Origin of the sequence: Priestia sp. JSM ZJ58, from assembly GCF_044383985.1 — a bacterium.
Taxonomy (GTDB): Bacteria; Bacillota; Bacilli; order Bacillales; family Bacillaceae_H; genus Priestia; species Priestia zanthoxyli.
In genome coordinates, this window is the sequence record NZ_JBISEM010000004.1 from 1 (window position 1) to 25,822 (window position 25,822).

The following is a 25,822-nucleotide window of genomic DNA, read 5'->3' on the forward strand; positions in this document are numbered from 1 at the left end:
TAGTAAGTGGTTGTTAAGTTTGGGTTAAGGAAGTCAAAGAGATGAAATCTAACTCTGAATCTGTAGTAAGTGGTTGTTAAGTTTGGGTTAAGGAAGTCAAAGAGATGAAATCTAACTCTGAATCTGTAGTAAGTGGTTGTTAAGTTTGGGTTAAGGAAGTCAAAGAGATGAAATCTAACTCTGAATCTATAGTAAGTGGTTGTTAAGTTTGGGTTAAGGAAGTCAAAGAGATGAAATCTAACTCTGAATCTATAGTAAGTGGTTGTTAAGTTTGGGTTAAGGAAGTCAAAGAGATGAAATCTAACTCTGAATCTGTAGTAAGTGGTTGTTAAGTTTGGGTTAAGGAAGTCAAAGAGATGAAATCTAACTCTGAATCTGTAGTAAGTGGTTGTTAAGTTTAACTGAAGTTGAACTATATTCAGGGATTTGAGTGTGATTTTTTATTTGGTCGCCAGTTAATTCAACTAAGGTTAAACTTGTGAGAGTTTGTAATAATATAACTATATTTATTGGATTTTAAGTTCAACTTAAATTTAACTAAAGGGGAGGGGATCTAAATGCAAGTCTATAATATGGAATTTTTAAACATATGGTTGATTGGGATTTTGATATTTTCTTAACTATTAGAATAATAGCTTTTAATTTTTTATTAAATATACGACTTTAGAACTTCCTTTATTGTAAAAATAATCAATAAAAGTAATTAAATTCATTTAATTGTAATTCATAAACATTTATGTGGGTCAAATGAATACGAAAACAGACTTTAACTAAATGTAAAAAAAAGGGACTGTGTTCTATTTGAAACTGAAAGAAAGTTTGATAAGCTGAATTGTAAATATAACCAATGTTTTTACACTATCAATGAAGTGGAAGTGAAGCGATGACTAAAACAATTATTTTTGATTTTGATGGCACTCTAGTTGAATCAGGACAGGTAGTATTTGATCTTTTTAATAGCTTTGCTGATAAATATAAGTACAATAGAATGCCTCAAGAACAAAGCGATTATATTCGTACAATTACATTTAAGGAACGCTTTAAAAAGTTTAATGTTCCATTATTTAAAATTCCGATGTTAACGATTGATATTGTAAAGAAGTACAAAGAAATGATTCCAGATCTTGAGACAATTGGAGACATTAAACGTGTGTTACACGAGTTGAAAGAAGAAGGGTTTAAGTTAATTCTTGTTTCCGCAAATTCGAAAGAAAATATTAGAAAATTCTTAGAACTGAATAAGATGGATTATTTTGAAGAAATCCTTACTTCTCATCGATTCTTTGGAAGGCATGTCACACTCAATAATTACATAAAAAAAACAAAGACACCAAATAAAGATGTTATATTTGTCGGTGATGAACATCGTGACATTGTAGCCTGTAAGAAAAGTAATATCAAAATTATATCAGTGACATGGGGGTATGATTTCGAGGTGCTTTTAAATGAAGCAAATCCTGATTTCATTGTAAGAAAACCAGAAGAAATCTTAAGCGTTATTCAAGAGGTTGTCTAAATGATTACTTTGTTCCTAGTGAGTGGTGTTTTTGCGATTATCTGTTATAAGTATGATCCAAAATCACCGCCTTTAAGATGGGTAGTATTTCTTTTGATTTGTGGTTCATTAGCTGGTTTATCCCGTGCTATCATTGAAACTTTTATACCTGCTTTAAATAGGAATGATATAAATTCAGAGTGGATTAACACATTACTATATTATTTAAGGATTATAACGGGATTTGTTTCTATCTATTTTTGTCCATATGGCATTTTGATGCATGCAATTATATATAGTACAAAGCTTAAAGCCAAAATCACAAGGGTTTTAAAGTGCGCGTTATTAATTCCTATACTATTTATGCTTAAGACAACTGTCTACGTACCTGACATCATACCTGATTTTGATAACATGATCTACTGGGCTGTTCCTTATATCATTATTGCTTGTATTCTTCACCTTTATGGATACTTTACGGAAAAGGACAGACAACAAAAAAAAAGTCGATTTATAACATTATCTCTGATGTTTCCAGTGATATTATCAGCTCTTATTTTAAATTATATTATGCGTGTATTTAATAGTGGCAATCAAGAATGGCGATATATTATTTTTTTCATTGTCGCTTCATTCTTTGTCTTTATTTGGAAAGCTCTTAGTGCAGCTGGTTCTTTGAATGGAATTAAGCTTAGGTATGAAAGACAAGCACATGAAAGAACAAGACAAGCAGTCAACCAGGGGGCAGCTTTAATAAATCATGCTATAAAGAACCAGATATATAAGATTGATACTAGCTTACATACTATTGATTTAAGTCATTTAGATGACTCATCTAAAAAGTCTGTTCAAATTATTGATAGAAGTGCAAAACATTTAATGGAGATCATAGAACGAATGCACCATAAGACTCAAGAGATTAAAATTGTTAAGAGTAAAAATAGTTTGATCGATCTTCTAGAGGCCAGTTTAGAAAATGAAAAATCAGAGTTGGATAAAAAGAGTATAGAGGTTACTAAAGTATATACAGTCAAAGAACCTTACGTTTTTTGCGATAAAACACATACATTTGAGGTGTTTTTAAATATACTAAGAAATTCAATTGAAGCAGTAGAGGGAGATGGAAAGATTAAGATCTCAATCTTACAAAAAAACACTAAGAATGTAATGGTGCGCTTTTCGGATAATGGAATTGGTATTCCTCAAGATCACTTAAGGCATGTTACTGATCCATTTTTTAGTACTAAACAAAATAAAAGTAAAAATTATGGTATGGGCTTAAATCAGTGTAATGAGGTCATGTATAAGACAGGTGGTAGTCTTAAAATAGATAGTAAGGTCAATGAAGGTACAACACTCACGCTAATATTTCCAATACATTTGAAAAAGGATGATGTATATGAAGAACATGATTCGCGTCGTGCTAATTGAAGATGATCCAGATTGGCTCAGTATCATGGAAAATATCATTGGAAAAGAAGAAGACATGATGCTAGTAGGGTGTGCCCAAACACAAAGAGAAGGTATAACACTTTCTCATGCTCTAAGCAATATTGATATATTCCTTGTAGATATTAATTTATCCGGTGCTAATCTCGATGGGATATATACGGCATTAGAGTTAAAACGTAGCAAGACATCTAAAGTTATTATGTTAACATCTCTGTCAGACGAGGAAGTTATTCAGCAAGCTTTTACAGCCGGAGCAACAAATTATATTTTAAAAAAGGATGCTGTTCGTATACCTGAAATTATTCGTTCTACCTACCATACTGAAACGAATCCAGTCGAGGTGTTGTTAAAAGACTATCGCCGTATGAAGACAGAAGAGCAGCTTAAGGATTTAACAAATGCAGAAAGAGAAATTTTTGAATATATTGAAAAAGGATACTCTCGTAAAAAAATTACGCTAGAGACACATAAATCCGACAATACACTGAAAACACATTTTAAAAACATCTTCAAAAAATTATCGGTATCTAATACAAAAGATCTTATAAATAAAGTGAAAACTGGCGGCCTAAAGTGACTTGTTAAATTAACAAGTCGCTTTTTTTGTTTGCAAAAAGGGTGATATTTCGTCACCCCTTGTTTAAAAAAGGGTGAAAAAATATCACCCCATTTCCAAAATAGGGTGATGAAAAATCACAGTATGCAAGTTTTCAGAACTTATATATCCTATATTTAGGAGTTACTTTTCATGGATTCTAGAAGGTCTGTAAAAAGCTTTCTTTCCTTTTCTCCCATTTGTTCAAATGCTTTTATTACGGGAGATAGGTTAGTTAATACAGGTATTATGTCTGTTGTAAGTAAGCTCAAAATGACTTTGATTTCTGATGGTGACAAGTCATTTAGGATGTTAAATAATTGTTCTTTATTTGGGTTATCTGTTTTAAATTCTTTTGAAATATCATCTGGAAGCACGTCATATAGGGTAACTCCTAATGCCTTACAAATCCTTATTAACGTTTTAATATCAGAAGTTGAATGACCGTTTTCGATCTTGCTTATCGTACCTTGTGAAGTATTAGAAAGCTCGGCTAATGTAGTAGTCGACATAAATATAGACTTTCTAAAGCTTTTAATGTTATTTCCAAGTTCGAGGTTAAATTGATCCATAAATTCATCCACCAATTGCAAAATTTTTTAATTTTATTATATCAGAAATAAACAAAGGGTGTTTTTGGTAAAAAATATTAAAAATAGAATAAAAAGTGTTGACTAAACTATTCGATATAGAATATACTGTGTTCAAGGAGGTGCTGGAAATAAAGACCATACGAGAAAAAAGGAAAGAGAGAAATTGGAGCCAAACCTATCTAGCTCAATTATCAGGAGTCCCGCAACCTACTATTTCTCAAATCGAAAATGGGACTCGTCAATATCCTACGTTTGAAAATATGAAGAAAATCGCAGAGGCATTGGATCTTAAGTTAGAAGATATTTTCTTACCGCGTCACAAGGATATGAACTAAGTTTTAGAATATTTAACGAGGGGCGATGAACATGGAAGCACAAAAGCGACTAGCATTCTATGATATATCAGATGCACGGGCGAAAAGTGCCAAAACCTTTGATGGAAAGTTGTATACGTTAAAAGGAGGGGTAGCTGTAGAAAAAGGAACGGGCGATGTCAAACGTGTAGCTGATATTTATTATGAAGTACGCTCAGTAATGGATCAGGCTCATACCATCGTCGCCAAGCGCAGAAAAAAAGATGAAGAATTGAAGGAAGTTTTACAAAAGACCTGTTAGTTCTTAGATGCAGCATACAAGCGATTTTGAAACGTGCCGAGAGCACGAGAAGTAGTACCTTGACAATTACATATTGCGTGCCTCCCCTAAACGGATCACAAGGGGGTGAAGGTATACGATAATAAAAAGGTTCGATGAGTGCGTCCTAAAACTCATCGGTGATCTAGCACCAAAACAGTGACGGTGTATCCATGATCTGTGAAGAGTGGTGGCGTGAGGGTGAATCCGAAGAAGCGACAACATTCCAAACAGTAGATACACGAGGTTCTTCGTACATGCCGAAAACGTTGTGCATTATTGGGCTTAGTGAAAACTATGCATGCCAATATAGGGTTTGCCCTTCCAGCCAGAAACGGGTATATATTTCCTTTCATAGCCTTGAAAAGACAGAGATGATCGCTAAACCTATGGTAAAATATTACTCTCGGTAGGCTTCAGAATCGCTTGTTATGTCTGAATATTAAGAGCAAAGGAGAATGGTTATGAAAAACAAAAAATGGTTACTTTCTGCCGTGGCAGGAATCGTTGTGGCTCTTGGAATAGGCACAGCGTTTGTCTCTTCCTACAATTCAAGTGAAGTGAAAGGAAATGGTGAACTAGAAGAATTACATCCACTAGAAATGAAAAAATTCATGAAAGAAGATGGTACAGGATTCGTTCTCTATTCTTTTAATGCAAACAAACGAGAAGTAAATATGAATGAGGTGAAAAAAGCTTTAAAGGAAAATGAGGTCGATGGAAAAGAAATATACAGCAATGATCCACTCTACGATCAAGATAAAGATCAAAGTTATTATGGTTTAACACAATATCCTGATACTTTAGCTGTCTATAAAAATGGAAAACTAAAACAACAAATTGAGTTTAATGATTACGATCCATCTCAGTTAAAAACAGAACTTTCTCATTTTATTGAAACCTCAAAAGAACTGTATTTCGAAGAATAAGAGATTTGCTTTGAAAGGTGGTGTTATCTTGACGATCTCCCAAAAGGAATTAAAGAAATCCAAAGATCTCGTAGAAAAGTTGCTGAAAGTCAATGGAAACAAATACAATGACTGGCTACATCAACAACACCAACAGTTTATTGAAGAAAATCAGGATTTAATTCTTCAAGCATTAAGTGCCTTTACAGGTGAAGAAGAGGAGGAGGAAAAAAACGAACCGAAAACAGCTGAACAAGTTCCTGTAAGACCACAAAGTATTCCCGTAACGCAAAATTTATGAAAAGAGGAGTGAAATACATGTTAGATTTATTAAATAGCGTGGATGTGACGCAGTTAACTTCGCATTTAACCCTTGGGGCGGCCGATGGTATGAACGGCCTCATCGAAAGTGGAAAGTCTATTATCAAATGGTTGCAGCGTATTGCGATGGTTGCCGCAGCTCTTGGCTTTTGTATAGGTGGTTATCACTTAATTTTAGGTGGAGAACGAGGTCGTCATAAATGTATCGCATGGTTTGTTGGAGGCGCAGTTGGTTTAGTGGTTGTTATGGGTGCTTATGCATTAGCTGAAGGTGTTAATACAAATATCCGATTCGGAAGCTAAGAAAGCTATACAGTTAATTGTATAGCTTTTTTCTATGCTCATTTTTAGACGAAAGGAATGGAGAAACATGCTGTCTGTCATGTTTATAAAAAGTGAGACAAAAGAGTTAAAGCCATTTCAAAAGTTATCGATTCCAGAAGCATGCGAGATAACAGAAACAGTAGAAACACAGTATCGACGTACTAGAAAAAAGGCTCATGCCGATTTTTTTATCCTCGATGAAGAAGATCAAGAGGTATATGCAGGAACATTGTCCATTGGATCGGGGCATGCTCGTCATGTAGTCGATCATATTAAGAAAAAGTTAAGTTCTTTAAAAATGGACGATATACAGGAAGCTCGAAAGAGAAGTTTTGTTGAACAATTGGAAAAGGAAGTACCGGACCATCTGAAAACAACAGATGGTTCGTTTTCTTTAGAGGAAGAAAAAGAGAATCATATGCAAACGACTCAAACACCTGTCCTTTCTATTCGTAATCGAAGGTTGATCTATGGAGGAGGGATTTTATCCCTTCTTATCCTTTCAGCAACGTGTTTTTCGACGGTAGCTACTTCTCAAGATCGAGCTGAAACCATTCAAGGTTTACAAAAACAAGTCAAACTCGAACAAAAAATAACAGGGACTTATGAAAGAGCACTCTTAGGGGATTCAGAAGGGGCTTTAAAACAGCTTTCTTCTATTGATCAACAAAGCCTTACGAAAGAACAAAAAAACGTTTATATGAGTCTTCTCGTCGATCAAAAAAAGTATAAGGAAGCTGTTAAGCTTCAGGGAAACCATCCAGAAGTAGTGGAAAGCGTGATTTCAAAGAAGGGAGATGTTCAGGCGTTAAAAGAGTTTCAACAAACGTTTCCTTCGCCAAATGGAGCCTTTGATCTTGCCTATCACGAACAACGATGGGAGGACATGATGAGCCAATCAGGAGTAGACATGACCGACAAACGATATGAAATGAAGGCTTATGGCTATTTGAAGTTAGATAAAGTAAAGGAGGCCAAAGAAGAGGCAGCACATATTCAAAACCAAAAATTGAATCAAAAAATAGAAACCTATGAAAAAACGAAAAAGGAGATAGAAGAAACGAAAAAACAAGTGGATGAAGAGAACAAGAAAGAAAAAAAGGATGAAAACAAAATCAAGTCGTTAACGGATCAACAAAAGAAACAAGAAGAACTCCTAAAAAATCTATAAGAAAGGATGAACAGGATGTATACACAAACAAAAGTGAAGAACCAGAAGCAAGCCTTTGTCGTAGGGGTCGAGTACTATGAAGAAGATTTATTCCTCGAAATTGAATTAGGCAGCTTTCATACCACTCAACTTCATGCCCAACGCATTGCGAACAGTGTTCATAATGTCATTCTTTTAGAAAATCAGATTGTACTTATCTTTAAAAATGCCGATTCAATCATTCTTACAGATGATTTTCTAAAATATGCGTTTAAGTTTCGATTATGCACAAAGCCAACGATGCCACCTCTAGATATCTCCAAGCTTACTCAACAAGAAAAAGACGACTTAGTTTGTAATGAAGCCTATATGGTGACAGAAGAGGATATGAAAGAGGTACAATGGGACATTAACACGGCTTTTCGTTACCTTCAACACAAGTATGAGGCAAGAGATCAAACGTTCTTTTCTCTTTCATCGAGTGCCTACTATGTCATTCCTACTTCTGAAGAGATTGACCAGGGGGGAATAAGAAATGCAACCTAATAAATCCATCAAATATGTGGTCGCTGAAAAACAAGTACTTATTCCTTTAAGTGCTTGTTTTTTTGTGTCTATTCTACTCATCTTAAACTTTTTGTTTAACATGATGCGGAATCTTGTTCAAACAACGTTTAGCGATGTATTTGAACCGCAGCCGTTTCATTTGGACACATCTTTTTTGACAGAGATTCATCTTCAACAGTACTCGCCTTTATATGGAGCCATGTGTCTAGTAGCTGCCTTATTAACGGCCAAATTCGCTTACAACATTCGATCTAACTTCAAAGATTTAAACCACAATCAAAAAGGGTCGGGACGCTTTACAACAAGATATGAACTGAAAAAGCAATATCGAAAAGTACCTGAAAAAACGACAACGTATCAAGGTGGAGGTGGCGTACCTGTTTCACGTATTCAAACCTATGACCTCATTCAAACATGGAAAGAGTACAAAGCTTTAAAGGGAATACAGAAGCTTCTCCATACACATCGATTCTTTACAAAGAAAAGCTACATGCTGATTGATGACACACCCGTTAATAATTTGATCATTGGGATTACACGATCAGGAAAAGGGGAAACCTTTGTTTTCCCAACAATTGATATCTATTCACGAGCTGAGAAACAACCTTCTCTTATCTTAAATGATCCAAAGGGAGAGCTCCTTGCAGCTTCTAAAAAAACGTTAGAGGAAAGAGGCTATCACGTTGAAGTTTTAAACTTACTCAATCCATTAGAATCGATGAGTTATAACCTGTTAGAAATGATTAAAGAAACATATAAAGATGGTGATTATTCAACAGCTCAAGCATTATGTAACACGTTATCCTATACCCTTTACTACAATCCAAATGCGAAAGATCCGTTCTGGCAACAATGTGCCATGAGTTTATGTAACGCTATGATTCTCGCTGTTACAGATAAGTGTATTAAGGAAAAGGCAGAGAATAAAATCACCATGTACACGGTGGCAAATATGTTGTCAGAGTTGGGATCAAAAGAGATTGTCATTAATAAACAAGGTGATACCCAAAATGCGTTAGACATGTACTTTGATGGTCTTCCAACAGAAAGTGTCGCCAAAATGCAGTATGCCACATCGAACTTTTCAAAAGGCACGACAAGAGGCGGAATCTTTACTCAAACGATGAATGGATTATCTATTTTTACGTTTGATGAAATCGCCAAGATGACCTCTAAAAACAGCGTCGATTTAAAGCGTGTGGGCTTTGGAAAAACCATCAAAGGAACAGCAGCACCTCTTACTCGCTTAGAAATGACCTTTCCAGATGGTCAAACAGAAACCATTAAAACGGACGCCAAAGGACTATTTGAAGTCAACTTTACAAGTGAAGTAAAGCAGAATGATGAAATTATTCTAGCTGAAAAGATGAGTGATAAAATTGTTACTTCATCGAGACTTGAAACTGTTATTAGGGTAGATAAAATCACAAAAGAGACAGGAGCTACAACGTTTACAGTGGAGAAACAGCATCCAACCATCCATGTAAAGGAAGTAACATATTTTATAAAACCAATCGCCATTTTTATGGTCACACCAGATTATGATTCAAGTAACCATGTAATAGCCTCTATTTTTGTCCGACAGTTATATTATGTGCTTTCTAAGAATGCCTCATTGGCACGAGGAAACAAGTGTCATCGAGAAGTAGTGGTGTTGTTAGATGAATTCGGCAACATGCCGGCAATCGAAGGAATGTCCAACATTATCACGGTTTGTTTAGGACGAAATATACGTTTCAACTTAGTGATTCAAGCTTATGCGCAACTAAAAAATAAATATGGAGATGATGCTGAAACGATTGAAGGAAACTGTGGGAATACCATCTATATTTTGACTAATAACTATGAAACAGCTAAAACCATCTCGCAAAAATTAGGAGACGGTACCATCAATTCTACCTCTCGAAGTGGAAAAGGATTATCAACAGATAAAAGTAAAACAGAGGGAGTTGATGGGAAACCGTTATTAACGCCAAATGAATTAATGGAACTTAAAGAAGGAGAAAGCGTGGTTGTACGTGTTGTAAAACGTCAAGACAAATCACGTAGACGCATTAAAGCTCACCCAATTTATAACACTAAAAAAACAGCTCTTAAATATCGATGGGAGTATCTTGGAGATGACTTTAATACAGATCGCTCCATTTTAGATATCGATATTGAATCATTGCATAAGGAAGTAGATCCACGAAAGTTAATTATCGCCAACTTCTTTACCTTTCAACAAAAACAACAAAAAAAGGAGTCGGTTAAAAAAGAGCAGGAATCACTTGATACCCCATTCTCCTCTATGACTTATGAAAACTGGGGAACTAAATCAGTCAAAGAGTTTTTTAGTGAAGATCCTAGCGTCTTTGAAATTCTGAAAACAGAGTTGCCAGGTGTTATGAATAAAACAATTGAAGAAATCCAACAGCAAGCAATGGATGACTTCGTAGATGAGTTTAAGATACTATCTCAAAACGATCAACTGGATTCTAATGTGTATCAACTTGTTGAAACGAAAATTGAGACAACGCTTGCTAAGTTACAGGGCGAAGTTGAAACACAGGAAGCCTAACATAAAAAAGGAGGAGAAAAAATGAATAGTGTTTCAAAGGAATTAGAGCGTATTTTAGAGGACTATGCACCGATTGTGAAGGAAGGGCAACAGGTGTTAATTGGCTTGCTAGATGGCACTATATATTTGGAAAAAGGGCAGGAAGGAGAAGCACCTGTCCAAATTCGTGTTTCTCCTCTAGATGAACGATTAGAAATAACCGTTGATACGTTGTTTCAAGGCATGTAATACGTGCATAAGGAGATGAGCAGATGAAGGATGAAGAAATTCTTGAAAAGCTACATGAGTTTTCGGAGTATTTAGATGTTGGAAATATCCTCACTTATTTATTACGGAAATTGGGTTGGGGATGTATTCAAGTTCTTTCATTTCTAGTAGATGGATTAGAAGGGATTACAGATAGTATCTTAGGAGTTAAGACATTTTTTAATTCACCCGATATTCAAGACTTTATTACGAAGATTCAACCATTTTTATATGTATTACTGGCTTTTTCCTTTCTGTATATCGGCTACATGTTAATTATTCAGAAAAAAGTCAATCGGGAACAAATAATGATTAACATTTTTATTTCAATGGCAGTCTTACTTTTACTAAACACAAGCATGTTAAAGGCGGATAAATTTACCGATCAAGCCATTGAAGCCGTGGATTTAAATGAAAAAGGAACCGTAAGTGAAAAGATTATTAAAAGCAATATAACGGATGTAGCGCAGTTCGATCTTACCAAGTGGAAAAGTCCCGAATTAAAAGAACCAAATAAAGTACCACAAAAAAATATCATGGTGATTGATATTACAGAAAAAATAGATGGGAAGTTTGAAGTATCTAAAGGAAAGTCATTATCAGACAAAGGAAAGAAGATAGTAGAAAATAAAGCAGCTTTGACACCCGATGGAAAAGAAGGATTAGTTGAATTAGATAATGGATGGTTTGATTTCTTTCCAGAACTTTATTACCGATGGTCATGGAACTTCTGGACAATTGCGATTTCCCTATTTGTTATAGGGATGACGTTGTTATTTACGTCTATTAAGTTAGCAAAATTATGTTACGAGCTAGGATTCAATGCGATTTTAGCCCAATTAGTTGCGCCTGCCGATGTAGCAGATGGACAGAAGTTAAAAGCCGTTCTGAAAAACATCCTAAATACATTTCTCGTAACGATTATGATCTTTATATCCATGAAGGTGTATTTGATGGGAACCGTTTTTATTAGCGATAAGCTAGAAGGTATTCCGTACCTTATTGCATTAATCGCCTTTAGTATTGCCGTCGTAGATGGCCCAATTATGTGTGAACGTCTCTTTGGGATTGATGCAGGATTAAAAAGTGGTTGGGGTGCTCTGGCAGGAGGATTTGCGATGGCAAAAGGTCTTGAAAGTGGCATAAATATGATGGGCAGAACAGCAAAAGGAGGAGCCAACCTTGCCAAAGGAATTGGTGGTATAGGAAAAGGTCTTGGGAGTGGTGCTCTTCAAACAGCAGCAGGAGTTGGAGGTCTTGGAAAAGGGTTAGCTACACAAGGAAATAAAGAAAAACAGCCGGCTCTGCATGAAGAAATGAAAAAGGCAGGAATGGCAGGTGAGAAAGGAAACGCTACTTCTAAAGGTCAAAACGCAGGAAATGATCAGAAAGCTTCACAACAGGGATTATCCTCTACTGAAAAACAAGAAGGGGGCAAAAATACTGAAGGGAATTCTTCGGAAGGAAAAGGAGCAGGTCAAGGAAGTTCTTTACAGGATGAGATGCAAGCAGCAGGTGTTTCCACTGATAGTCAGGGATCAACTTCCTCTGTAGAAGGCGGAAATACATCTCTACATGATGAAATGCAGGCTTCTGGCTATAGTGAAAGTGCAAATGAAGGTACTGGATCTTCTGTAGAAGGTGGAAGTGCTTCTCTACATGATGAAATGCAGGCTTCTGGCTATAGTGAAAGTGCAAATGAAGGTACTGGATCTTCTGTAGAAGGTGGAAGTGCTTCTCTACATGATGAAATGCAGGCTTCTGGCCAGAGTGGAAGCACAAATGGAGGCAGCTCCTCTGTAGGGAAAGCAAGTGCTCCTCTTCATGGTGAAATGCAAGCCTCTGGTCAGAGTGGAGGAACAAATGGAGGCAGCTCTTCTATAGGAAGTACAAGTACGCCTGTTCATGAAGAAATCCAAGCTTCCGGTTACGGCGGAAGTACAAGTGAAGGCGGATCTTCTATAGGAAGTACAAATACACCTGTTCATGAAGAAATTCAAACTTCCGGTTATGGTGGAAGTACAAGTGAAGGTGGCTCTTCTGTAGAAAACGTAAGCTATCCTACACCAACAAGAGGACCTTCTGTTTCCATGCCAAAAGGGATGGATCAAGCACAAGCACAAGTGGCAGCTACAGAGGAACCTCGTCAAGTAAAACAACCAATTGAACAAGATACCGTTCCTGCTTCAACAGAAGACATTCCAATGCCACATCAACATCGAACAGAAACACGTAATATTGCACAAGTGGTACGGGATAATGTCAAAGAGAGCGTAGGAAAGGTAAAAGAACGTATTGATAACTCACAAACAATCCATAAAACAAAACGTTCTTATCAAATTGGGCGAAATACCGGACGAGATTTACGAAACCTTGGATCAAAAAAGCGAAATAAACAAGATGAGAAGTAACAGGAGTTACTTCTCTTTTTTATGGAAAGGAGAAGGATTATGGGAAACTATAACATTCCGAAAGAAATCTCTACGGAATTAAAGATTAATAAATCTCTTTATCTCTTTGATTTGTTGTTTATTATTGGCTTACTGATGGTCACGATGATGTTACGCTTTTTTATTCATCCAACGCTTCAAATTCCCTTTTACATCTTCATGGGCGTATTTGGGCTATTGATGATCGTTAGACCAAGTACGAACCCTAAAAAACGGATGTATGAGGCGTTATTGCTTACATTGGTACGAAAGAAGAGCACGTATTGTGCAATAGATCGAGATCAAGAATAAAGGAGGGTATGATTGATGGCATTATTTGATGAAAGAATCCTAGAAAAAGAGAAACCTATTTTAAAAGAAAAAAAGACAAGTACATCCCTTCTCTTTGATGAAAAGGAACTGGATAAACAGATTGCTCGTACAAAGAAAAAGAATCCTTTTTCTCTGTTACAACCTTCAAAGGTCAAAAAGGAAAAAGAGAAGCTACCGGAGGTAAAGAAAAGTGTGGCTGACATCATTCCCATTATCGATCAAACGGATAGTGGGTTATTTCAACTAAAGGATGAGGGAGGCTTTTTTGGGATCTGGCAGCTTCAGAGTACAGATATCAATGCCATGCATGACCAAGAGGCAGGACGCAATATCTATACATTGGCGAAAACATACCAGGGCGATAAAGATTCATTTAAAATTATCTCATTAAACTTGCCTGTTTCAACACAAAAGCAACAACAGTATCTTGAGAAAAAGATTCGAGAGGCTAACAATGCGTTATCGCTCCGATTCTTACGAAAGAAATTAAAAGAACTTCAATATTTAGAATGGGGGCGAACCAATCGAGAATACTTTCTTTTCCTATATGGACCGACTGAACTTGCTGTAAAAGAGCGAAAAGATCAATTTATGCGAGATATTCAACTGGCTGTCCCTCTGTTACCTGTTTCGGATGAAAAACAAATGAACCTTCTTTACAAACTCTACAATCAAAACGCCAAGCTTGGTAATAAACAATAAGAAAGGATGATAAAAGCATGATAACTTTACCTTTTGGTAAAAAAGAGAAAACACCTCAAGAGATCAAGCAGAAAAAAGGATACAATCCTTATTTTGTGGCACAGATTCAACCACAAGGAGGCGTGAGCTTTAAAGAAAACCTCGTTCGGAACGGAGATGGATATTCAACTTGCATTCATATTTATGAGTACCCAACGAACGTGAATGATTTTTGGCTGGAACCGATCATGAATATGCCCAATGCCATTACGACCTTAGATGTGGTAAGCGATGAACGAAAACAAGTCGTAGAAGCCATTAATAAAAATATGTCCGAACAAAATGCACGGCATGTAAATGCCAAAGAAAACATTGATCGTATGGATGCCCAAGAACAGTATTTAGATATGAAAGAGCTATACCGTCAAGTCACGAATGGTGAAGTGATCAAACGAATACACCTTCGCATTTATATTGCAGAAAAAACGATTCCTGACTTAGAAAAGCGATTAAAAGAAGTCATTCATCACCTTGAAACGCATAACTTCAGAGGATCCATTTTCTTAAATGAACAAGAGTATGAGTGGGAATCATTAGTGACGCATTTTGACATACAGAAGAAATACCCTAATAAGCGAAAAGGAAAGGAAATCCCCGCATTAGCACTAGCCGGAGGGTTTCCTTTTCATTTTACTCACTTAGATGATCCATACGGCACGTATCAAGGAACAACCCGTACAGGTGGCAGCGTCATCTTTGATTTGTTTCATAAAGACCAACAACGAAAAAGTTATAATGCGGTGTTGATGGGCTTAATGGGCGCAGGTAAATCCACGTTTTTAAAGAAAGTCACCACAGATAATGCGATTAAAGGCTATAAGATTCGAGGATTCGATATTGTAGGAGAGTTCGAAAGTCTCGTCAGAGAATTAGGAGGAAAACAGATTGCCCTAGATGGATCGGAAGGGCAAATTAATCCTTTACAGGTATTTAAAACACATGAGCACGAAATAAACAGTTTTACGCAGCACCTATCCAAACTAACTGTTTTTTATCGTTTTATTGCACCAGAAGCAAAAGACGATGAATTAAAAGAGTATGAAAAGCTACTTCGTAAACTTTATATTCAAAAACAGTTATGGAACGATGAAAAAGGCGCAAGCAATCACATTACAGGGCGTTCACCAGAAGCCTATCCAACGTTCAGTGAGTTTCTACACCTCATTCGACAAGAGTTATATACCAATGAGGAAACAAGAGAACACCATCCGAACTTAGGAGAGTATCGAAAACGTAGACTTGAGCTAATCGAGCTGAACATTGAAAACTTGGTTGAAACATACGCTCATTTGTTTGATGGGATTTCTACCATTGAAGATTTCAACGATGAACAAGTCGTATTTTTCTCCATCCGTCATTTATCAAAATTAAAAGATGAAATTGCACAAGCACAGCTTTTCAACGTCATGAGTTTATTATGGGATGGTATGCTGCAGAATGGTGAACCTCAACTAGCTGCCTATACAAAAGGGACGTTAGCCTTTGAAGATGCCATTCGTTACTTAATTGTGATCGACGAGGCTCATCACATAGTCAACACGAAAAGAGGCAATGAACATGCCTTAGATTTCCTAACAGAGTTCAGTCGAGAAGCACGTAAATACTTTGCAGGTTTGATCTACGCCAGTCATTTAATCAGTGACTTTGTGCCAGACGGTTCGGAACAAACAGCGATTGAAAAAATTAAAAAGCTTTTTGATTTAACACAATATAAATTCATCATGCAGCAAGATGATAATAACTTAGATACGATTCAACGAGTGTTTAAAACAGGGATTACGGACAGCGAATTGGCTGAAATTCCGAAGCTACCAATTGGGGATGTGCTGCTTTGTATTAAGTCCGTAAAAAACATTCTCTTTCATATTGAAATCGATGAGGAAGAAAAAGTGCTGTACGGTGGAGGTGCATAAGTCTTGCATATCGTTTTACAGCTCATTCCAAAAAAATATTTGATTGGAGGCACGTTGATCCTGTTAGGATTATCGGGCCTCTTAATCATGAGTACGATTGTAGCGATTACAGGTGAATTTGAAAAAGATAGTCAACAAAGTGAGGTAACAGAGATTGAAGGTGGGGGCATTGGCGTAGGAACGGCTAATGTGTCACCGCAGGTCATGAATTATCAACCCTTGCTTGAAAAGTACGCACAAAAACATGGGCTAGATGCTTCCTATGTGCCAATTATGATGGCACTCATGATGCAAGAAAGTGGAGGAAGAGGAAACGATCCCATGCAATCCTCTGAGTCTAAATGTGGAAGCGTAGGGTGTATTCAGAATCCTGAAGCGTCTATCGATCAAGGCGTAAAGCATTTTAAAGATGTGTTAGAAAAAGCGAAATACGATTTAAAGCTTTGTCTTCAGTCGTACAATTTTGGCCCTGGCTTTATCAATTTTGTTATGAAAAATGGTGGTCAGTACACAAAAGAATTAGCGATTAAATTTTCTCAAATCCAATATCAAAAGGTAAAACATACAGGGAATTATCATTGCGTAAGACCTGAAGCTATACCCTATAACGCATGTTATGGGGATTTTTTGTATACGGATGCCGTGCTGAAATATTACACAGGAACGATTACAGCTGACGGAAAACCGGCTGCTCCTGCGAGTAGTGGAAGTGGTGGTAAATCGGGTGTAAAAGTGATTGACGCAGGCAAAACGTTGATTGGTAAAACACGTTATGTATTTGGTGGTGGACGTTCTCAATCTGATATTAACGCAGGACGTTTTGATTGTTCAAGTTTCGTCAGATGGGCATTCGAGCAAGTAGGAGTGAATGTCGGTCCAATGTCAGGGGTAACAACCGATACACTCAAAACACAAGGGCAAGCAATCAATCCAAAAGACATGAAGCCTGGAGATGTGGTGTTTTTTGATACCTATAAGATAGACGGACACGTCGGCATATATGTTGGAAATAATCAGTTTTTAGGCTGCCAAGGAAAAACAGGTGTAGCCATCGCAAGTATGGCAAAAGGAACGTATTTTGGTGAACGATTTAATGGAAGAGTAAAACGATTTTAAAAGGAGAAAAGGCGATGAAAAATAAAGCAGCACTACTATTTGGAGCGCTTGCCGTTGTGGTGGCAGGCGTGACCATTTTCAATATCTACCTTAACCATAATATCTCCAACACAACAGCTTCGAAACAAATTCAAGTCACAAATGACAGCTTAAAAGAAGAAAATAAAGAGTTAAAAAAACAACTAAGTGAAGTTCGCCCTTCTGCCCAAGAACAACAAAAACGAGATTACTTGAATACGGTGAATCAATTCATCGATGTGTCTTATCATCGTGAAAAAGAGGGATTTGAGGAACGGAAGAAGGTCGCAAAATCGATCATGGACAAAGAGCTTTACGAGCAATTTTATCCTTCTGAAAAGTTCGTATATGGAGATAGTTACACTTCGATTCCAAACGATTTACAGCTTTATGTACAACAATATGATGGAGGGCAAGAAGAGGTTGAAGTCATTGCAGAATTTACAAATCATCTTGTCATAAAAGATGAAAACGTCGACGACCAGACGCATGACATTATTAAAGTTTCTCTACGAAAAGAAGAGAATAAATGGATGGTTTATAGTATCGAAGAATTGAAAACAGAAATCATGAAATGAGGTGGTAGAAGTGGCATTTAAAAAGCAATTGGAAGATTATCGATTTAATTTAAATCGCAATCGGTCATGGAAGTATACAGCGATGTTGATTTTTTTCTTTATCGGTTTTTTATCCTTACTGACATCGAAATTTTATTTAAAAACAGAAGATCCGTTGTATCATACGAATACCTATGAGGCGGTTTATTCTGACATAACAGGAACCGTAACCATTGAAAATCGTGTGTATCATCCGGCTAACAATTCACTGGATATGGTCATCAAAATGGATCAACCCGATGAAGAGGAAGTAAGCTTTGTCGCACAAGAAAAAGCGAATCCAAACATCAAATTACCCGTTCAGTTATTGTATGAAGATGATGGCTATTATGTCGTAAGAATCAGCGATTTGTCTTCAAATTGGGAAGCACTCGCCTTTGATCTGTATCAAGAAAATGAAGAAAAAGAAACGGTAAACGTGGATGACGTAACGAGTGATTCAGAAACAGGTTCAACAGAGGATATAGATGCTCATGCGTTAATTACCACGCTCTATTCTGACCAACGAAAAACGAAAAGTGAAGAAAGAAAAGGAACCAAAAACAAACAAGATTATGCACTTTTAGTCAATGAGTTAGAAAAAGATTTTGTCAAAAAGAAAATGAAAAACTATGAAAAAGCAATTAAGGTAGAAGTCAAACATAAGCGTCAAACGCAACAAGAAATGAACGAGTTACAACGTGATATGAAGTACCAAGTACAGGAGGAAAAAGCCGATACGGAATCAAAAATTGCGATGAAAAAGGATGCCATTCAATCAAGTGATGCAAGCATTCAGCTTTATAAAGATGAACAAAAAAGCTTACAAGAAAAGCTCCAAAAATTGAATGAAAAGCAACAAGATTTAGCCATGAAGTGAAAAAACACATTGGGACGTTGAGGGGACATTTACGAATTTGAGGGGGCGTTGAGGGGGTTAGTGGCAAATTTGTTGAAACGTCTGAGGGGACGTTGAAGGGTCGGATAGTTGATTTGAGGGTACGCTGAGGGGGTTCTTGGAGAACTTCTTGTGATATCACGGTTTTGCTAGGCTCTGCCTAGCCTATCACGCTTCGTGATAGCAAAAACCCCTTATGCTCTTCTCTCTATTATTTGAGGAACACCCCAAATTTCAGGGAAGGAATGAATATAGTGGATATAATCATACGAAATATTAAATCAGCAGCAGTTAAAGAAATTGATGAATTAGCAAAAGAACACAAGGTATCAAGGCAAGAATTTTTAAAAAGTCAGCTTGAAACGCTGGCTTTTTTCCGTAAACAAACAGACCGTGAAAATGAGCTTGAAAACTTGATTGAAAAGAATATTAAGATGATGGAAAAGTGTGCTGTTTCTATGGAAAACATGAATCATATTTTGCTTGAAATGATTGGAGATCCAGAAGAATAATACAGATCCCTTAGAAACATTCAATTGGGTTAACGGAGGTAAACAGATGTGCTAGAAAAAACAAATGGTTCAACAGTTGTACCAGGCGTTGTATTAAAAACAAAATTCATTACAGCTTCTCATAAAGCCTTTCAAGAGTATGTTGATTATGTTGATCGTGAAGAAGCAAAAAGAGAACTTGGAGCGCATGAGAAATTGTTTTCTCTTTATCAGGATTATATGGATAATCCTGATAAGACTTCCTCCTTATTTACCCAACATTCTGAACGATTGACAGGGGAACAGAAAGAAGAATTAAAAAAAGGTTTTGAGAAAGCGCAAAGAAATAACAGTATTATGTGGCAAGATGTCATTACATTTCATAATCCTTGGCTTGAAGAACAGGGTTTATATGACTCACGTACCCATACAGTGGATGAAAAAAAGTTAATGCAAATAACAAGACAATCCATGAACAAAATGCTTGAAAGGGAAAAGTTAGATGGTTCAGCTATTTGGTCAGCAGCTATACACCACAACACGGACAATATCCATATTCATATTGCAACAGTTGAACCAGATCCTACACGTAGTCGGGGAAAAAGAAAGCCAAAAACATTGGATGTCATGAAGTCAACCGTTGTTAATCAAATTATGGATCGAGGAGAAAATCAGAATAGAATTAATCACTTAATCCGTAAAGAAATGGTTGGCCAAAAGAAACAGGATTCTTCTTTTGCATGGCGCAATCGAGAATTAAAACCCTTGTTTTTAATGGTCTATAATCATCTTCCTCAAGATAAAAGGCAGTGGCAATATGGCTACAATACCATTAAGCCACTGAAACCTTATATTGATACATTGAGTGAAAAATATATTAAAAAATATCATCAAAAAGAGTATCAGCAATTAATAAAGAACTTAGATAAAGAAGTAAAAGAATTAAAGAAAGCATATGGAGAGGGAACGAGGGATAAAGGACGCTACGAAAAATATAAGCAAACGAAAATAGATGATTTATATAAGCGAATGGGAAATGCATTTTTGCAAGAAATGAAAGCTTATGATCGAAAGCAGCAAGACGTAAAACGCCTGTTGGATAGAAAGCAATCTGGAAATCAAACAGTGAGATATAAGCAGCAAGTACCTGTACATTTTTCACTTCGGAAAATAGAAAAAGCGTTTAAAAGTGACTATGAAAGTTGGAAAAACCAACAGCATTATGAACGAATGCAACGTGCAACAGAACGTGATCGTAACCAACAAAACGACTATGAAAGGGGATATTAACCGATGGAGAAGCAACGAATGAAGTTAGCTATTGAAGATGAGTCAAAAGCGTATATTGAATCATTTAAAGAGGAGCATGGATTACGCTACACCGGTGATGCCATTGCACAAATTTGTAAAGAACATGAAGCAGCTAAAAACAATGAATGGTCATTAAAGTATATTACGGAAGTAGTGAGTCATCATCTCCATGAGTCCTTAAAAAATGAGTTTCAAACTTTACGAGAAGAGATTCATGTATTAAAAGGTGAGATGACAAAAACAAAACTAGGAGCGAACGCAGCAGATAAAAATACACAAATTTTAATTGAATATATGAACGGTCTTTTCTTCCATCATGGATTTAAAGGATTGATGACCACTAGTATGCAGGAGATGGATAGTACAAGAGTAGCGAGAGAAACAGTTGAGAAACGAATTGCGAATCAGCGTCAAAAACGGATTGATTGGGAAGAATCGAGAGGGAAACAACAATCTCATTGATTGTTTCATATAAAAAGAGATTTAACTACTAAAAGGAGGAATTAATCATTATGCTTTTTAACAAAGATTTAGTGTTAGCTTCGATTAAAGCTGTTGGAGAGGATCATGCTATTGTTCAGTATCGAGATCAGGAAGTAGAGGTGAATTTAAGTCCAGAAGAAGCGAAGGAGTTTCATCAATATGTGGTGCATCAAGAGAATATGTTGGTGCCTATGAATATTAAAACACAGAAGCTTTTTGTGGATTTAGAGGAACCTTGGTATGAACAAGAATTAGAAGAGCTCAAGGGGATCTCCTATGAAGAAGAGGAGGAAGAAAATGAGTAGAACCTATGCGAAAAAATCCATCGAAGATAAGCGTAAAGAGGTGGAAGAGTTAACGAATGGGATGGAGAAAAAGGTTGAGCAGCATTTTCATTCTGTCGAAGAATTAAAAGACTACTTATCTTTTATGGGTAAGTTTTATCAGTACTCCATGTTGAATTCGGCTCTCATCCAAAAACAGTTTAGAGGTGCGCAAGCTGTTGGGTCATTTAAGTTTTGGAAAGATAAAGGGTTCTCTGTCAATAAAGGAGAGAATGGTATTAAAATTCTTGTACCAAACAAAACCGTTCCCAAATTTAAGGATGAAAAAGGAAAATGGAAGTCGGTTAATAAAGCCACTCCTCAAGAAAAAAAACTCATTCAAGAGGGGAAAAATGAAGTCACTCAAGGTCAACTATATTTTTCAGTCGGCAATACGTTTGATATTAGTCAAACGAATGCGAAAGCAAGTGATTTACCTAAGATATTTCCCAATCGTTGGTTAGAAGGAAACGTGGAGGACTACACGGTGCTTTATAAAGGGATGGAAGCCATTGCGAAAAAAAACGGTATTTCCATCATTGCACCTAAAGAAGAACTGGGCAGCGCAAAAGGCGCGTGTTATCCACTAACGAAGGAGGTTGCGTTAAATCCTCGTAACTCTGAACGTCAAAATGTAAAGACGCTTCTTCACGAAATGACGCATGCTAAGCTGCATACGGCTGAATCAAGAGCAAACTATACGGATGCGGAAAGAGAATTTCAAGCAGAAATGACAGCTTATACGGTTTCTTCTTATTTTGGGATTGATACGAGCGAGTATTCGCTTAATTACCTGTCACACTGGACAAAAGGAAAGAGCTTTGAAGATAAAACTAAGCTTTTAAAAGAAGTACATGAAACGTCCTTTGGCTTTATTGAAACAATAGAAGAAACGTTGGTAAAAGAACGAGAAAAAAATCATTCTTCAGAAAAAAAGGATGAAAAACAGCAGCAGACAGATCCTCTTTCTTCTGAAAATGAGAAGGGGATCATCAATGATCAAGTTCAAGAACCACCTCTTACTTTTCAAGAACGTGTTGAATTGGATAATCAAATGCAATTCCAAACACCTACAGATACCATCCAAGAGAAAAAAGAAGAACAGGAAATCAAAAGGAAAGGGAGCTTAAAAAGCTCCCTTTTTTATCGTCCAAATACTACTTTAATGGAGGAATATACGATGAAAAAAATTACGTCTCTTTCAAATGATCAATTTAAAGCGCTTGTTTCTAATAAACGAGAATTAAAGAAGTTTATGAAGCACCCACAAAATGAAAAAATTGAGGCAGATTGGGCGAACATTAGTGAGAAACAGCTGGAAGACATCCCTTCTGGTTCTGTTTATTTAACACAATCAGCTCTAGGAGAGAAAAAACCACAGGTTTTACTTGTTTCTACGGATGAAAAAGGACAAAAACAAGCCTATAAAAGTGAAGCAACAGTGGATTTTTTGAGAAGTCATGATGTGAATCCTGTTTTAGAGAAAGATCGAGAAACGCAGCTTAAAACAAGCTATCTTACATTTTTACAAGCCCATGAAAAAGAAAAGCCTCAAGATATTGATAGCATGTTAGCCCGTGTGAATGCAGAAAACGATTATGTCATGTTGAAATCAAGTGCCTTAAAGGAAAAACAATTCACCTCTGACCAATTGAAAGGTATGGAGAATGAGCTTTCTCATCAGTTTCAAGCACGTAAACAGACACAAGAGAAGGACCGATATCAAGAAGATTATAAACAAGAAGTACTAGAAGCTATGCAGCAGCCTAGTGAAGAAACACAGTATAAGCAGCTATTTAAACAAAACTTGTTAGCCCAACTAGGCATATCAGATGAAAAAGCTTCTTCTAAAGAAGCGAAAGAGGAAGCTAAAGCAGAAAAGGGTCCTGTCGAAAAGCAGCTCAAGCAAGAAACACCTCAAGAGAAAGAACAACGTTTGGCCAAAATGAAGGAGTTTGAACAAAAGCATTCCTTTGATAAGGTGTACAAATTGAAAAAAGAGGTGCTGCAGGAATTAAAAGAGCTGAATTTGACTGATTCTCAACGTCAGAAGTTAGCGAAGCTTGAAAAGGCGTTGGACACAGAGAAAAAGGATCACGATAAGCAGAAAAAAGAAGAGAAATCGCAAAGTGGATTTACAAAGTTTTTTGCACGGAACAGTGGAGCATTTTCTTCAAAGAAACGGGACCAGACACAAGAAATGGAACGATAAAACAAGCAAAAGGTGAAAAGAAATGAGAGGGCTGAAAAGCCCTCTTTTTTCATAGGGTGAAAGAGAAGGAGGGATTAGGTGGGAGAACGAAAACACGTCAATGAGGGGGAAATCATGAAAGCGCGAGATGTTGATTTGTTGTCGTATCTGGAAGCCAAAGGCGAAACCTTTGTAAAAGAAGGAAAGTATTATCGTCATACGGAACATGATAGCTTACTCATCAAAGGAAATATGTACGCTTGGAATAGCCGGAATGAAACAGGGTATGGAGCGATCAGTTTCGCTCGAATGTATTATGGGATGTCCTTTCCACAAGCTGTATTAGATATTAATAAAGGCAATTATAAAGAGCTTTCACAGTCACATGGGCAACCGTCGGTTTCACCATCAAAAGAGCCTTTTCGCTATCCAAAAGAGTTAGAAGTAAAGGATCAAAGCAAAATAAAGGATTATCTCATAAGGGAACGTAAAATAGATTCTCGGTTGGTTGACTGGCTTCTTCAAAAAGATTTAATCGCCCAGGACAAACGGAACAATGTGGTGTTTAAATGGCGTGAACATGGAGGTAAAGGAAAAGTAATTGGGGCGGATCGACAAGGCACAGCTTCGATAAGTAATAAGCGTGGTTCCTTTAAACAAGTCTTACCGAACGATAACCCCCATACAGGCTTTTCAGTTGACGTTGGTCGCCCAAATAAAATTCATTTTTTTGAAAGTCCAATTGATTTGCTTTCTTATTGGAGTATACAAGAAAACCAATTGCAGAATACACGCCTTATTAGTATGAATGGCTTAAAGCCTAAAACGGTTGCTCAATCTTATATCGAAGCTCGAAGAGAAGGCTTAGGCATCAAAGAAATGGTATTAGCTGTCGATAATGACCAAGGGGGAAAAGAATTTATTGACAAAATGAACCAAATCGTTAATGCTGATTTAATAAGAGCAGATATTCCAAAGGGAGCGAAAGATTGGAACGACGCATTAAAGAAGAATGGAAAAAACATTCAACCTGTAGCATCACGTCTCCGGAATAAACAAACTGAACAGGAGCTTTCAATGAATGGATAAAGTGTTTCAAGGTGTATTTTACCTCTTTCTTATCATGATTTTAGTGAAACTTTCTCAATTTGCTTACCGTGTCCTTCGTGAACGGAGGTACATGAAAGAGTTAGCCCAATCGGGCATGCCCTATATTGATAAAATGGATGGTTATCAATTCGAAATTTACTTGCAGGCTCTTTTCCAACAGCTAGGATATAAACCACAAGTGACCAAAAAGTCTGGTGACTTTGGGGCTGATTTAGTGATGAAAGGCAAAGAAAAGATTGTCATTCAAGCTAAACGATACGGAATTAAAAATCGAGTCAGTATTTCAGCTGTACAAGAAGTGTATGGGGCAAAAGCGTATTATAAAGCGAATCAGGCGTGGGTTGTAACCAATAGTTATTTCACAAAACAAGCAAAAGAGCTTGCAGCTGCATGTGGTGTGACTTTAGTGGATCGTGCGGATCTTCAAAAGTTTATTAATGAAGTCAATCCTGTTTTCAAGGCAGGAGAAATCTTTGAAAATATCACACCAGAACCTCGTAAGTGTCCGAAATGTGGGCAGGATCTAGTCGTACGAGATGGGAATGGTACTCGTTTTTTTGGTTGTTCCTCTTTCCCTTCTTGTCGTCATACAGAGAAAATTAACAAGGAAGTAAGTAAGAGCAGACCTTCAGTATAGTAAGGTCTGTTTTTTCTTGCTCTAAATAGGTGCTGAAATTTAGTTATACGCAAAATACAAGTTAATTTCGTCAGAGAGCGTTTCTCTGCATGTCAAAAGCGTTGATTAACTAGGTTTGTATTCAGAAATGATTGTCTCGAGAAAGCACCTTTCTAATTAGAAGGTGTTTTTTCGTTTCTTATAAAAATATAAAAAAGAGGAGAGTTTTTATGAAGAACATTTTTTGATAATATTTAAAATCAAGATGATGGTTGCTAACGTATTAATTTGTTAAACAATGAAAAGACAACTTTCCTTCAATGCCAAGGGAGCATACCATTTTAAGGTAGCTTTCTTAATTTGCTGTAAATAAGGTGGTCAAACGTTCCACGCTTATTTAAAAATAAAA

The 25,822-nt window shown here is 36.7% G+C and carries 27 protein-coding genes; 26 read left to right on the forward strand and 1 reads right to left on the reverse strand.

Translation table 11 applies throughout. The annotated features are described in order from the left end of the window. Nucleotides 1-883 precede the first annotated feature (883 nt). The 3 genes from ACH6EI_RS24000 to ACH6EI_RS24010 are packed head-to-tail and all read left to right on the forward strand — an operon-like array spanning nucleotide 884 to nucleotide 3,524. On the forward strand, nucleotides 884-1,516 hold the full coding sequence (locus tag ACH6EI_RS24000; protein ID WP_108674873.1) for an HAD-IA family hydrolase: 633 nt from the start codon (nucleotides 884-886) through the stop codon (nucleotides 1,514-1,516). Beyond that, on the forward strand, nucleotides 1,517-2,926 hold the full coding sequence (locus ACH6EI_RS24005) for a sensor histidine kinase (protein ID WP_108674874.1): 1,410 nt from the start codon (nucleotides 1,517-1,519) through the stop codon (nucleotides 2,924-2,926). It begins immediately after the preceding gene. Continuing rightward, complete coding sequence (locus tag ACH6EI_RS24010) at nucleotides 2,895-3,524, forward strand: response regulator transcription factor (protein ID WP_189643538.1); 630 nt, start codon at nucleotides 2,895-2,897, stop codon at nucleotides 3,522-3,524. The genes ACH6EI_RS24005 and ACH6EI_RS24010 overlap by 32 nt, the downstream gene beginning before the upstream one ends. 155 nt (nucleotides 3,525-3,679) lie before the next feature. Here the strand turns inward: ACH6EI_RS24010 and ACH6EI_RS24015 are convergent, their stop codons facing one another. Then, the gene (locus ACH6EI_RS24015; protein WP_108674876.1) at nucleotides 3,680-4,114 is read right to left on the reverse strand and encodes a helix-turn-helix domain-containing protein; all 435 of its coding nucleotides are present in this window, start codon (nucleotides 4,112-4,114) and stop codon (nucleotides 3,680-3,682) included. Between the two features lie 140 nt (nucleotides 4,115-4,254). Between ACH6EI_RS24015 and ACH6EI_RS24020 the strand changes: the two genes are divergently transcribed. From ACH6EI_RS24020 to ACH6EI_RS24130, 23 genes are all read left to right on the forward strand, one after another. Further along, a complete protein-coding gene (locus ACH6EI_RS24020; protein WP_226313332.1) occupies nucleotides 4,255-4,470 on the forward strand; it encodes a helix-turn-helix transcriptional regulator in 216 nt (71 codons plus the stop codon). Nucleotides 4,471-4,501: 31 nt separating this feature from the next. Further along, complete coding sequence (locus ACH6EI_RS24025) at nucleotides 4,502-4,750, forward strand: hypothetical protein (protein ID WP_029325370.1); 249 nt, start codon at nucleotides 4,502-4,504, stop codon at nucleotides 4,748-4,750. A gap of 482 nt (nucleotides 4,751-5,232) precedes the next feature. Beyond that, nucleotides 5,233-5,697: a hypothetical protein gene (locus tag ACH6EI_RS24030; protein WP_108674877.1), complete on the forward strand. Its 465-nt coding sequence runs from the start codon at nucleotides 5,233-5,235 to the stop codon at nucleotides 5,695-5,697. 28 nt (nucleotides 5,698-5,725) lie between these two features. Then, nucleotides 5,726-5,977, forward strand: a complete 252-nt coding sequence (locus tag ACH6EI_RS24035; protein ID WP_108674878.1) for a hypothetical protein — start codon at nucleotides 5,726-5,728, stop codon at nucleotides 5,975-5,977. Between the two features lie 17 nt (nucleotides 5,978-5,994). Then, nucleotides 5,995-6,300: a hypothetical protein gene (locus tag ACH6EI_RS24040; protein ID WP_099331424.1), complete on the forward strand. Its 306-nt coding sequence runs from the start codon at nucleotides 5,995-5,997 to the stop codon at nucleotides 6,298-6,300. Between the two features lie 67 nt (nucleotides 6,301-6,367). Beyond that, complete coding sequence (locus ACH6EI_RS24045; protein ID WP_108674879.1) at nucleotides 6,368-7,492, forward strand: hypothetical protein; 1,125 nt, start codon at nucleotides 6,368-6,370, stop codon at nucleotides 7,490-7,492. A 15-nt stretch (nucleotides 7,493-7,507) separates the two neighbouring features. Then, nucleotides 7,508-8,017 carry a hypothetical protein gene (locus tag ACH6EI_RS24050; RefSeq protein ID WP_108674880.1) on the forward strand — a complete coding sequence of 170 codons (510 nt, stop codon included), beginning with the start codon at nucleotides 7,508-7,510 and terminating at the stop codon, nucleotides 8,015-8,017. Then, nucleotides 8,007-10,598, forward strand: a complete 2,592-nt coding sequence (locus ACH6EI_RS24055; RefSeq protein ID WP_108674881.1) for a VirD4-like conjugal transfer protein, CD1115 family — start codon at nucleotides 8,007-8,009, stop codon at nucleotides 10,596-10,598. Before ACH6EI_RS24050 ends, ACH6EI_RS24055 begins: the two co-directional genes overlap by 11 nt. 21 nt (nucleotides 10,599-10,619) lie before the next feature. Beyond that, on the forward strand, nucleotides 10,620-10,826 hold the full coding sequence (locus ACH6EI_RS24060; protein WP_108674882.1) for a hypothetical protein: 207 nt from the start codon (nucleotides 10,620-10,622) through the stop codon (nucleotides 10,824-10,826). A gap of 23 nt (nucleotides 10,827-10,849) precedes the next feature. Further along, nucleotides 10,850-13,255: a pLS20_p028 family conjugation system transmembrane protein gene (locus ACH6EI_RS24065; protein WP_108674883.1), complete on the forward strand. Its 2,406-nt coding sequence runs from the start codon at nucleotides 10,850-10,852 to the stop codon at nucleotides 13,253-13,255. Between the two features lie 39 nt (nucleotides 13,256-13,294). Continuing rightward, the gene (locus tag ACH6EI_RS24070) at nucleotides 13,295-13,585 is read left to right on the forward strand and encodes a DUF5592 family protein (protein ID WP_099331418.1); all 291 of its coding nucleotides are present in this window, start codon (nucleotides 13,295-13,297) and stop codon (nucleotides 13,583-13,585) included. Between the two features lie 15 nt (nucleotides 13,586-13,600). Next, nucleotides 13,601-14,308, forward strand: coding sequence for a hypothetical protein (locus ACH6EI_RS24075; protein ID WP_108674884.1), 708 nt, complete (start codon nucleotides 13,601-13,603; stop codon nucleotides 14,306-14,308). Nucleotides 14,309-14,325: 17 nt separating this feature from the next. Then, complete coding sequence (locus ACH6EI_RS24080; protein WP_397378223.1) at nucleotides 14,326-16,260, forward strand: VirB4 family type IV secretion system protein; 1,935 nt, start codon at nucleotides 14,326-14,328, stop codon at nucleotides 16,258-16,260. Nucleotides 16,261-16,263: 3 nt separating this feature from the next. Next, nucleotides 16,264-17,376, forward strand: a complete 1,113-nt coding sequence (locus ACH6EI_RS24085) for a bifunctional lytic transglycosylase/C40 family peptidase (RefSeq protein ID WP_108674886.1) — start codon at nucleotides 16,264-16,266, stop codon at nucleotides 17,374-17,376. A 14-nt stretch (nucleotides 17,377-17,390) separates the two neighbouring features. Next, nucleotides 17,391-17,972 carry a MerR family transcriptional regulator gene (locus ACH6EI_RS24090; RefSeq protein WP_108674887.1) on the forward strand — a complete coding sequence of 194 codons (582 nt, stop codon included), beginning with the start codon at nucleotides 17,391-17,393 and terminating at the stop codon, nucleotides 17,970-17,972. A 10-nt stretch (nucleotides 17,973-17,982) separates the two neighbouring features. Continuing rightward, the gene (locus ACH6EI_RS24095; RefSeq protein ID WP_397378227.1) at nucleotides 17,983-18,870 is read left to right on the forward strand and encodes a hypothetical protein; all 888 of its coding nucleotides are present in this window, start codon (nucleotides 17,983-17,985) and stop codon (nucleotides 18,868-18,870) included. 272 nt (nucleotides 18,871-19,142) lie between these two features. Further along, nucleotides 19,143-19,400 carry a hypothetical protein gene (locus ACH6EI_RS24100; protein WP_098434028.1) on the forward strand — a complete coding sequence of 86 codons (258 nt, stop codon included), beginning with the start codon at nucleotides 19,143-19,145 and terminating at the stop codon, nucleotides 19,398-19,400. A 48-nt stretch (nucleotides 19,401-19,448) separates the two neighbouring features. Then, nucleotides 19,449-20,669 carry a MobP2 family relaxase gene (gene mobP2, locus ACH6EI_RS24105; RefSeq protein ID WP_397378229.1) on the forward strand — a complete coding sequence of 407 codons (1,221 nt, stop codon included), beginning with the start codon at nucleotides 19,449-19,451 and terminating at the stop codon, nucleotides 20,667-20,669. 3 nt (nucleotides 20,670-20,672) lie between these two features. Further along, nucleotides 20,673-21,152 carry a hypothetical protein gene (locus tag ACH6EI_RS24110; RefSeq protein WP_108674893.1) on the forward strand — a complete coding sequence of 160 codons (480 nt, stop codon included), beginning with the start codon at nucleotides 20,673-20,675 and terminating at the stop codon, nucleotides 21,150-21,152. A gap of 50 nt (nucleotides 21,153-21,202) precedes the next feature. Further along, nucleotides 21,203-21,478: a hypothetical protein gene (locus tag ACH6EI_RS24115; RefSeq protein WP_108674894.1), complete on the forward strand. Its 276-nt coding sequence runs from the start codon at nucleotides 21,203-21,205 to the stop codon at nucleotides 21,476-21,478. Beyond that, entirely contained in the window at nucleotides 21,471-23,708 is a 2,238-nt protein-coding gene (locus tag ACH6EI_RS24120) for an ArdC-like ssDNA-binding domain-containing protein (protein ID WP_108674895.1), read from the forward strand. Before ACH6EI_RS24115 ends, ACH6EI_RS24120 begins: the two co-directional genes overlap by 8 nt. A gap of 114 nt (nucleotides 23,709-23,822) precedes the next feature. Beyond that, the gene (locus tag ACH6EI_RS24125) at nucleotides 23,823-24,776 is read left to right on the forward strand and encodes a toprim domain-containing protein (RefSeq protein WP_108675002.1); all 954 of its coding nucleotides are present in this window, start codon (nucleotides 23,823-23,825) and stop codon (nucleotides 24,774-24,776) included. Next, nucleotides 24,769-25,434, forward strand: coding sequence for a restriction endonuclease (locus ACH6EI_RS24130; RefSeq protein ID WP_108674896.1), 666 nt, complete (start codon nucleotides 24,769-24,771; stop codon nucleotides 25,432-25,434). The genes ACH6EI_RS24125 and ACH6EI_RS24130 overlap by 8 nt, the downstream gene beginning before the upstream one ends. The last annotated feature ends 388 nt before the right edge of the window (nucleotides 25,435-25,822 follow it).

What these genes read in the sequence shown, in the direction of transcription:
- ACH6EI_RS24115 (WP_108674894.1), top strand. Translation starts at nt 21,203, where the DNA reads ATGCTTTTTAACAAAGATTTAGTGTTAGCTTCGATTAAAGCTGTTGGA.
- ACH6EI_RS24060 (WP_108674882.1), top strand. Translation starts at nt 10,620, where the DNA reads ATGAATAGTGTTTCAAAGGAATTAGAGCGTATTTTAGAGGACTATGCA.
- ACH6EI_RS24050 (WP_108674880.1), top strand. Translation starts at nt 7,508, where the DNA reads ATGTATACACAAACAAAAGTGAAGAACCAGAAGCAAGCCTTTGTCGTA.
- ACH6EI_RS24120 (WP_108674895.1), top strand. Translation starts at nt 21,471, where the DNA reads ATGAGTAGAACCTATGCGAAAAAATCCATCGAAGATAAGCGTAAAGAG.
- ACH6EI_RS24065 (WP_108674883.1), top strand. Translation starts at nt 10,850, where the DNA reads ATGAAGGATGAAGAAATTCTTGAAAAGCTACATGAGTTTTCGGAGTAT.
- ACH6EI_RS24070 (WP_099331418.1), top strand. Translation starts at nt 13,295, where the DNA reads ATGGGAAACTATAACATTCCGAAAGAAATCTCTACGGAATTAAAGATT.
- ACH6EI_RS24015 (WP_108674876.1), bottom strand. Translation starts at nt 4,114, where the DNA reads ATGGATCAATTTAACCTCGAACTTGGAAATAACATTAAAAGCTTTAGA.
- ACH6EI_RS24125 (WP_108675002.1), top strand. Translation starts at nt 23,823, where the DNA reads ATGAAAGCGCGAGATGTTGATTTGTTGTCGTATCTGGAAGCCAAAGGC.
- ACH6EI_RS24000 (WP_108674873.1), top strand. Translation starts at nt 884, where the DNA reads ATGACTAAAACAATTATTTTTGATTTTGATGGCACTCTAGTTGAATCA.
- ACH6EI_RS24030 (WP_108674877.1), top strand. Translation starts at nt 5,233, where the DNA reads ATGAAAAACAAAAAATGGTTACTTTCTGCCGTGGCAGGAATCGTTGTG.
- ACH6EI_RS24075 (WP_108674884.1), top strand. Translation starts at nt 13,601, where the DNA reads ATGGCATTATTTGATGAAAGAATCCTAGAAAAAGAGAAACCTATTTTA.
- ACH6EI_RS24040 (WP_099331424.1), top strand. Translation starts at nt 5,995, where the DNA reads ATGTTAGATTTATTAAATAGCGTGGATGTGACGCAGTTAACTTCGCAT.
- ACH6EI_RS24080 (WP_397378223.1), top strand. Translation starts at nt 14,326, where the DNA reads ATGATAACTTTACCTTTTGGTAAAAAAGAGAAAACACCTCAAGAGATC.
- ACH6EI_RS24055 (WP_108674881.1), top strand. Translation starts at nt 8,007, where the DNA reads ATGCAACCTAATAAATCCATCAAATATGTGGTCGCTGAAAAACAAGTA.
- ACH6EI_RS24005 (WP_108674874.1), top strand. Translation starts at nt 1,517, where the DNA reads ATGATTACTTTGTTCCTAGTGAGTGGTGTTTTTGCGATTATCTGTTAT.
- ACH6EI_RS24025 (WP_029325370.1), top strand. Translation starts at nt 4,502, where the DNA reads ATGGAAGCACAAAAGCGACTAGCATTCTATGATATATCAGATGCACGG.
- ACH6EI_RS24110 (WP_108674893.1), top strand. Translation starts at nt 20,673, where the DNA reads ATGGAGAAGCAACGAATGAAGTTAGCTATTGAAGATGAGTCAAAAGCG.
- ACH6EI_RS24130 (WP_108674896.1), top strand. Translation starts at nt 24,769, where the DNA reads ATGGATAAAGTGTTTCAAGGTGTATTTTACCTCTTTCTTATCATGATT.
- ACH6EI_RS24090 (WP_108674887.1), top strand. Translation starts at nt 17,391, where the DNA reads ATGAAAAATAAAGCAGCACTACTATTTGGAGCGCTTGCCGTTGTGGTG.
- ACH6EI_RS24010 (WP_189643538.1), top strand. Translation starts at nt 2,895, where the DNA reads ATGAAGAACATGATTCGCGTCGTGCTAATTGAAGATGATCCAGATTGG.
- ACH6EI_RS24045 (WP_108674879.1), top strand. Translation starts at nt 6,368, where the DNA reads ATGCTGTCTGTCATGTTTATAAAAAGTGAGACAAAAGAGTTAAAGCCA.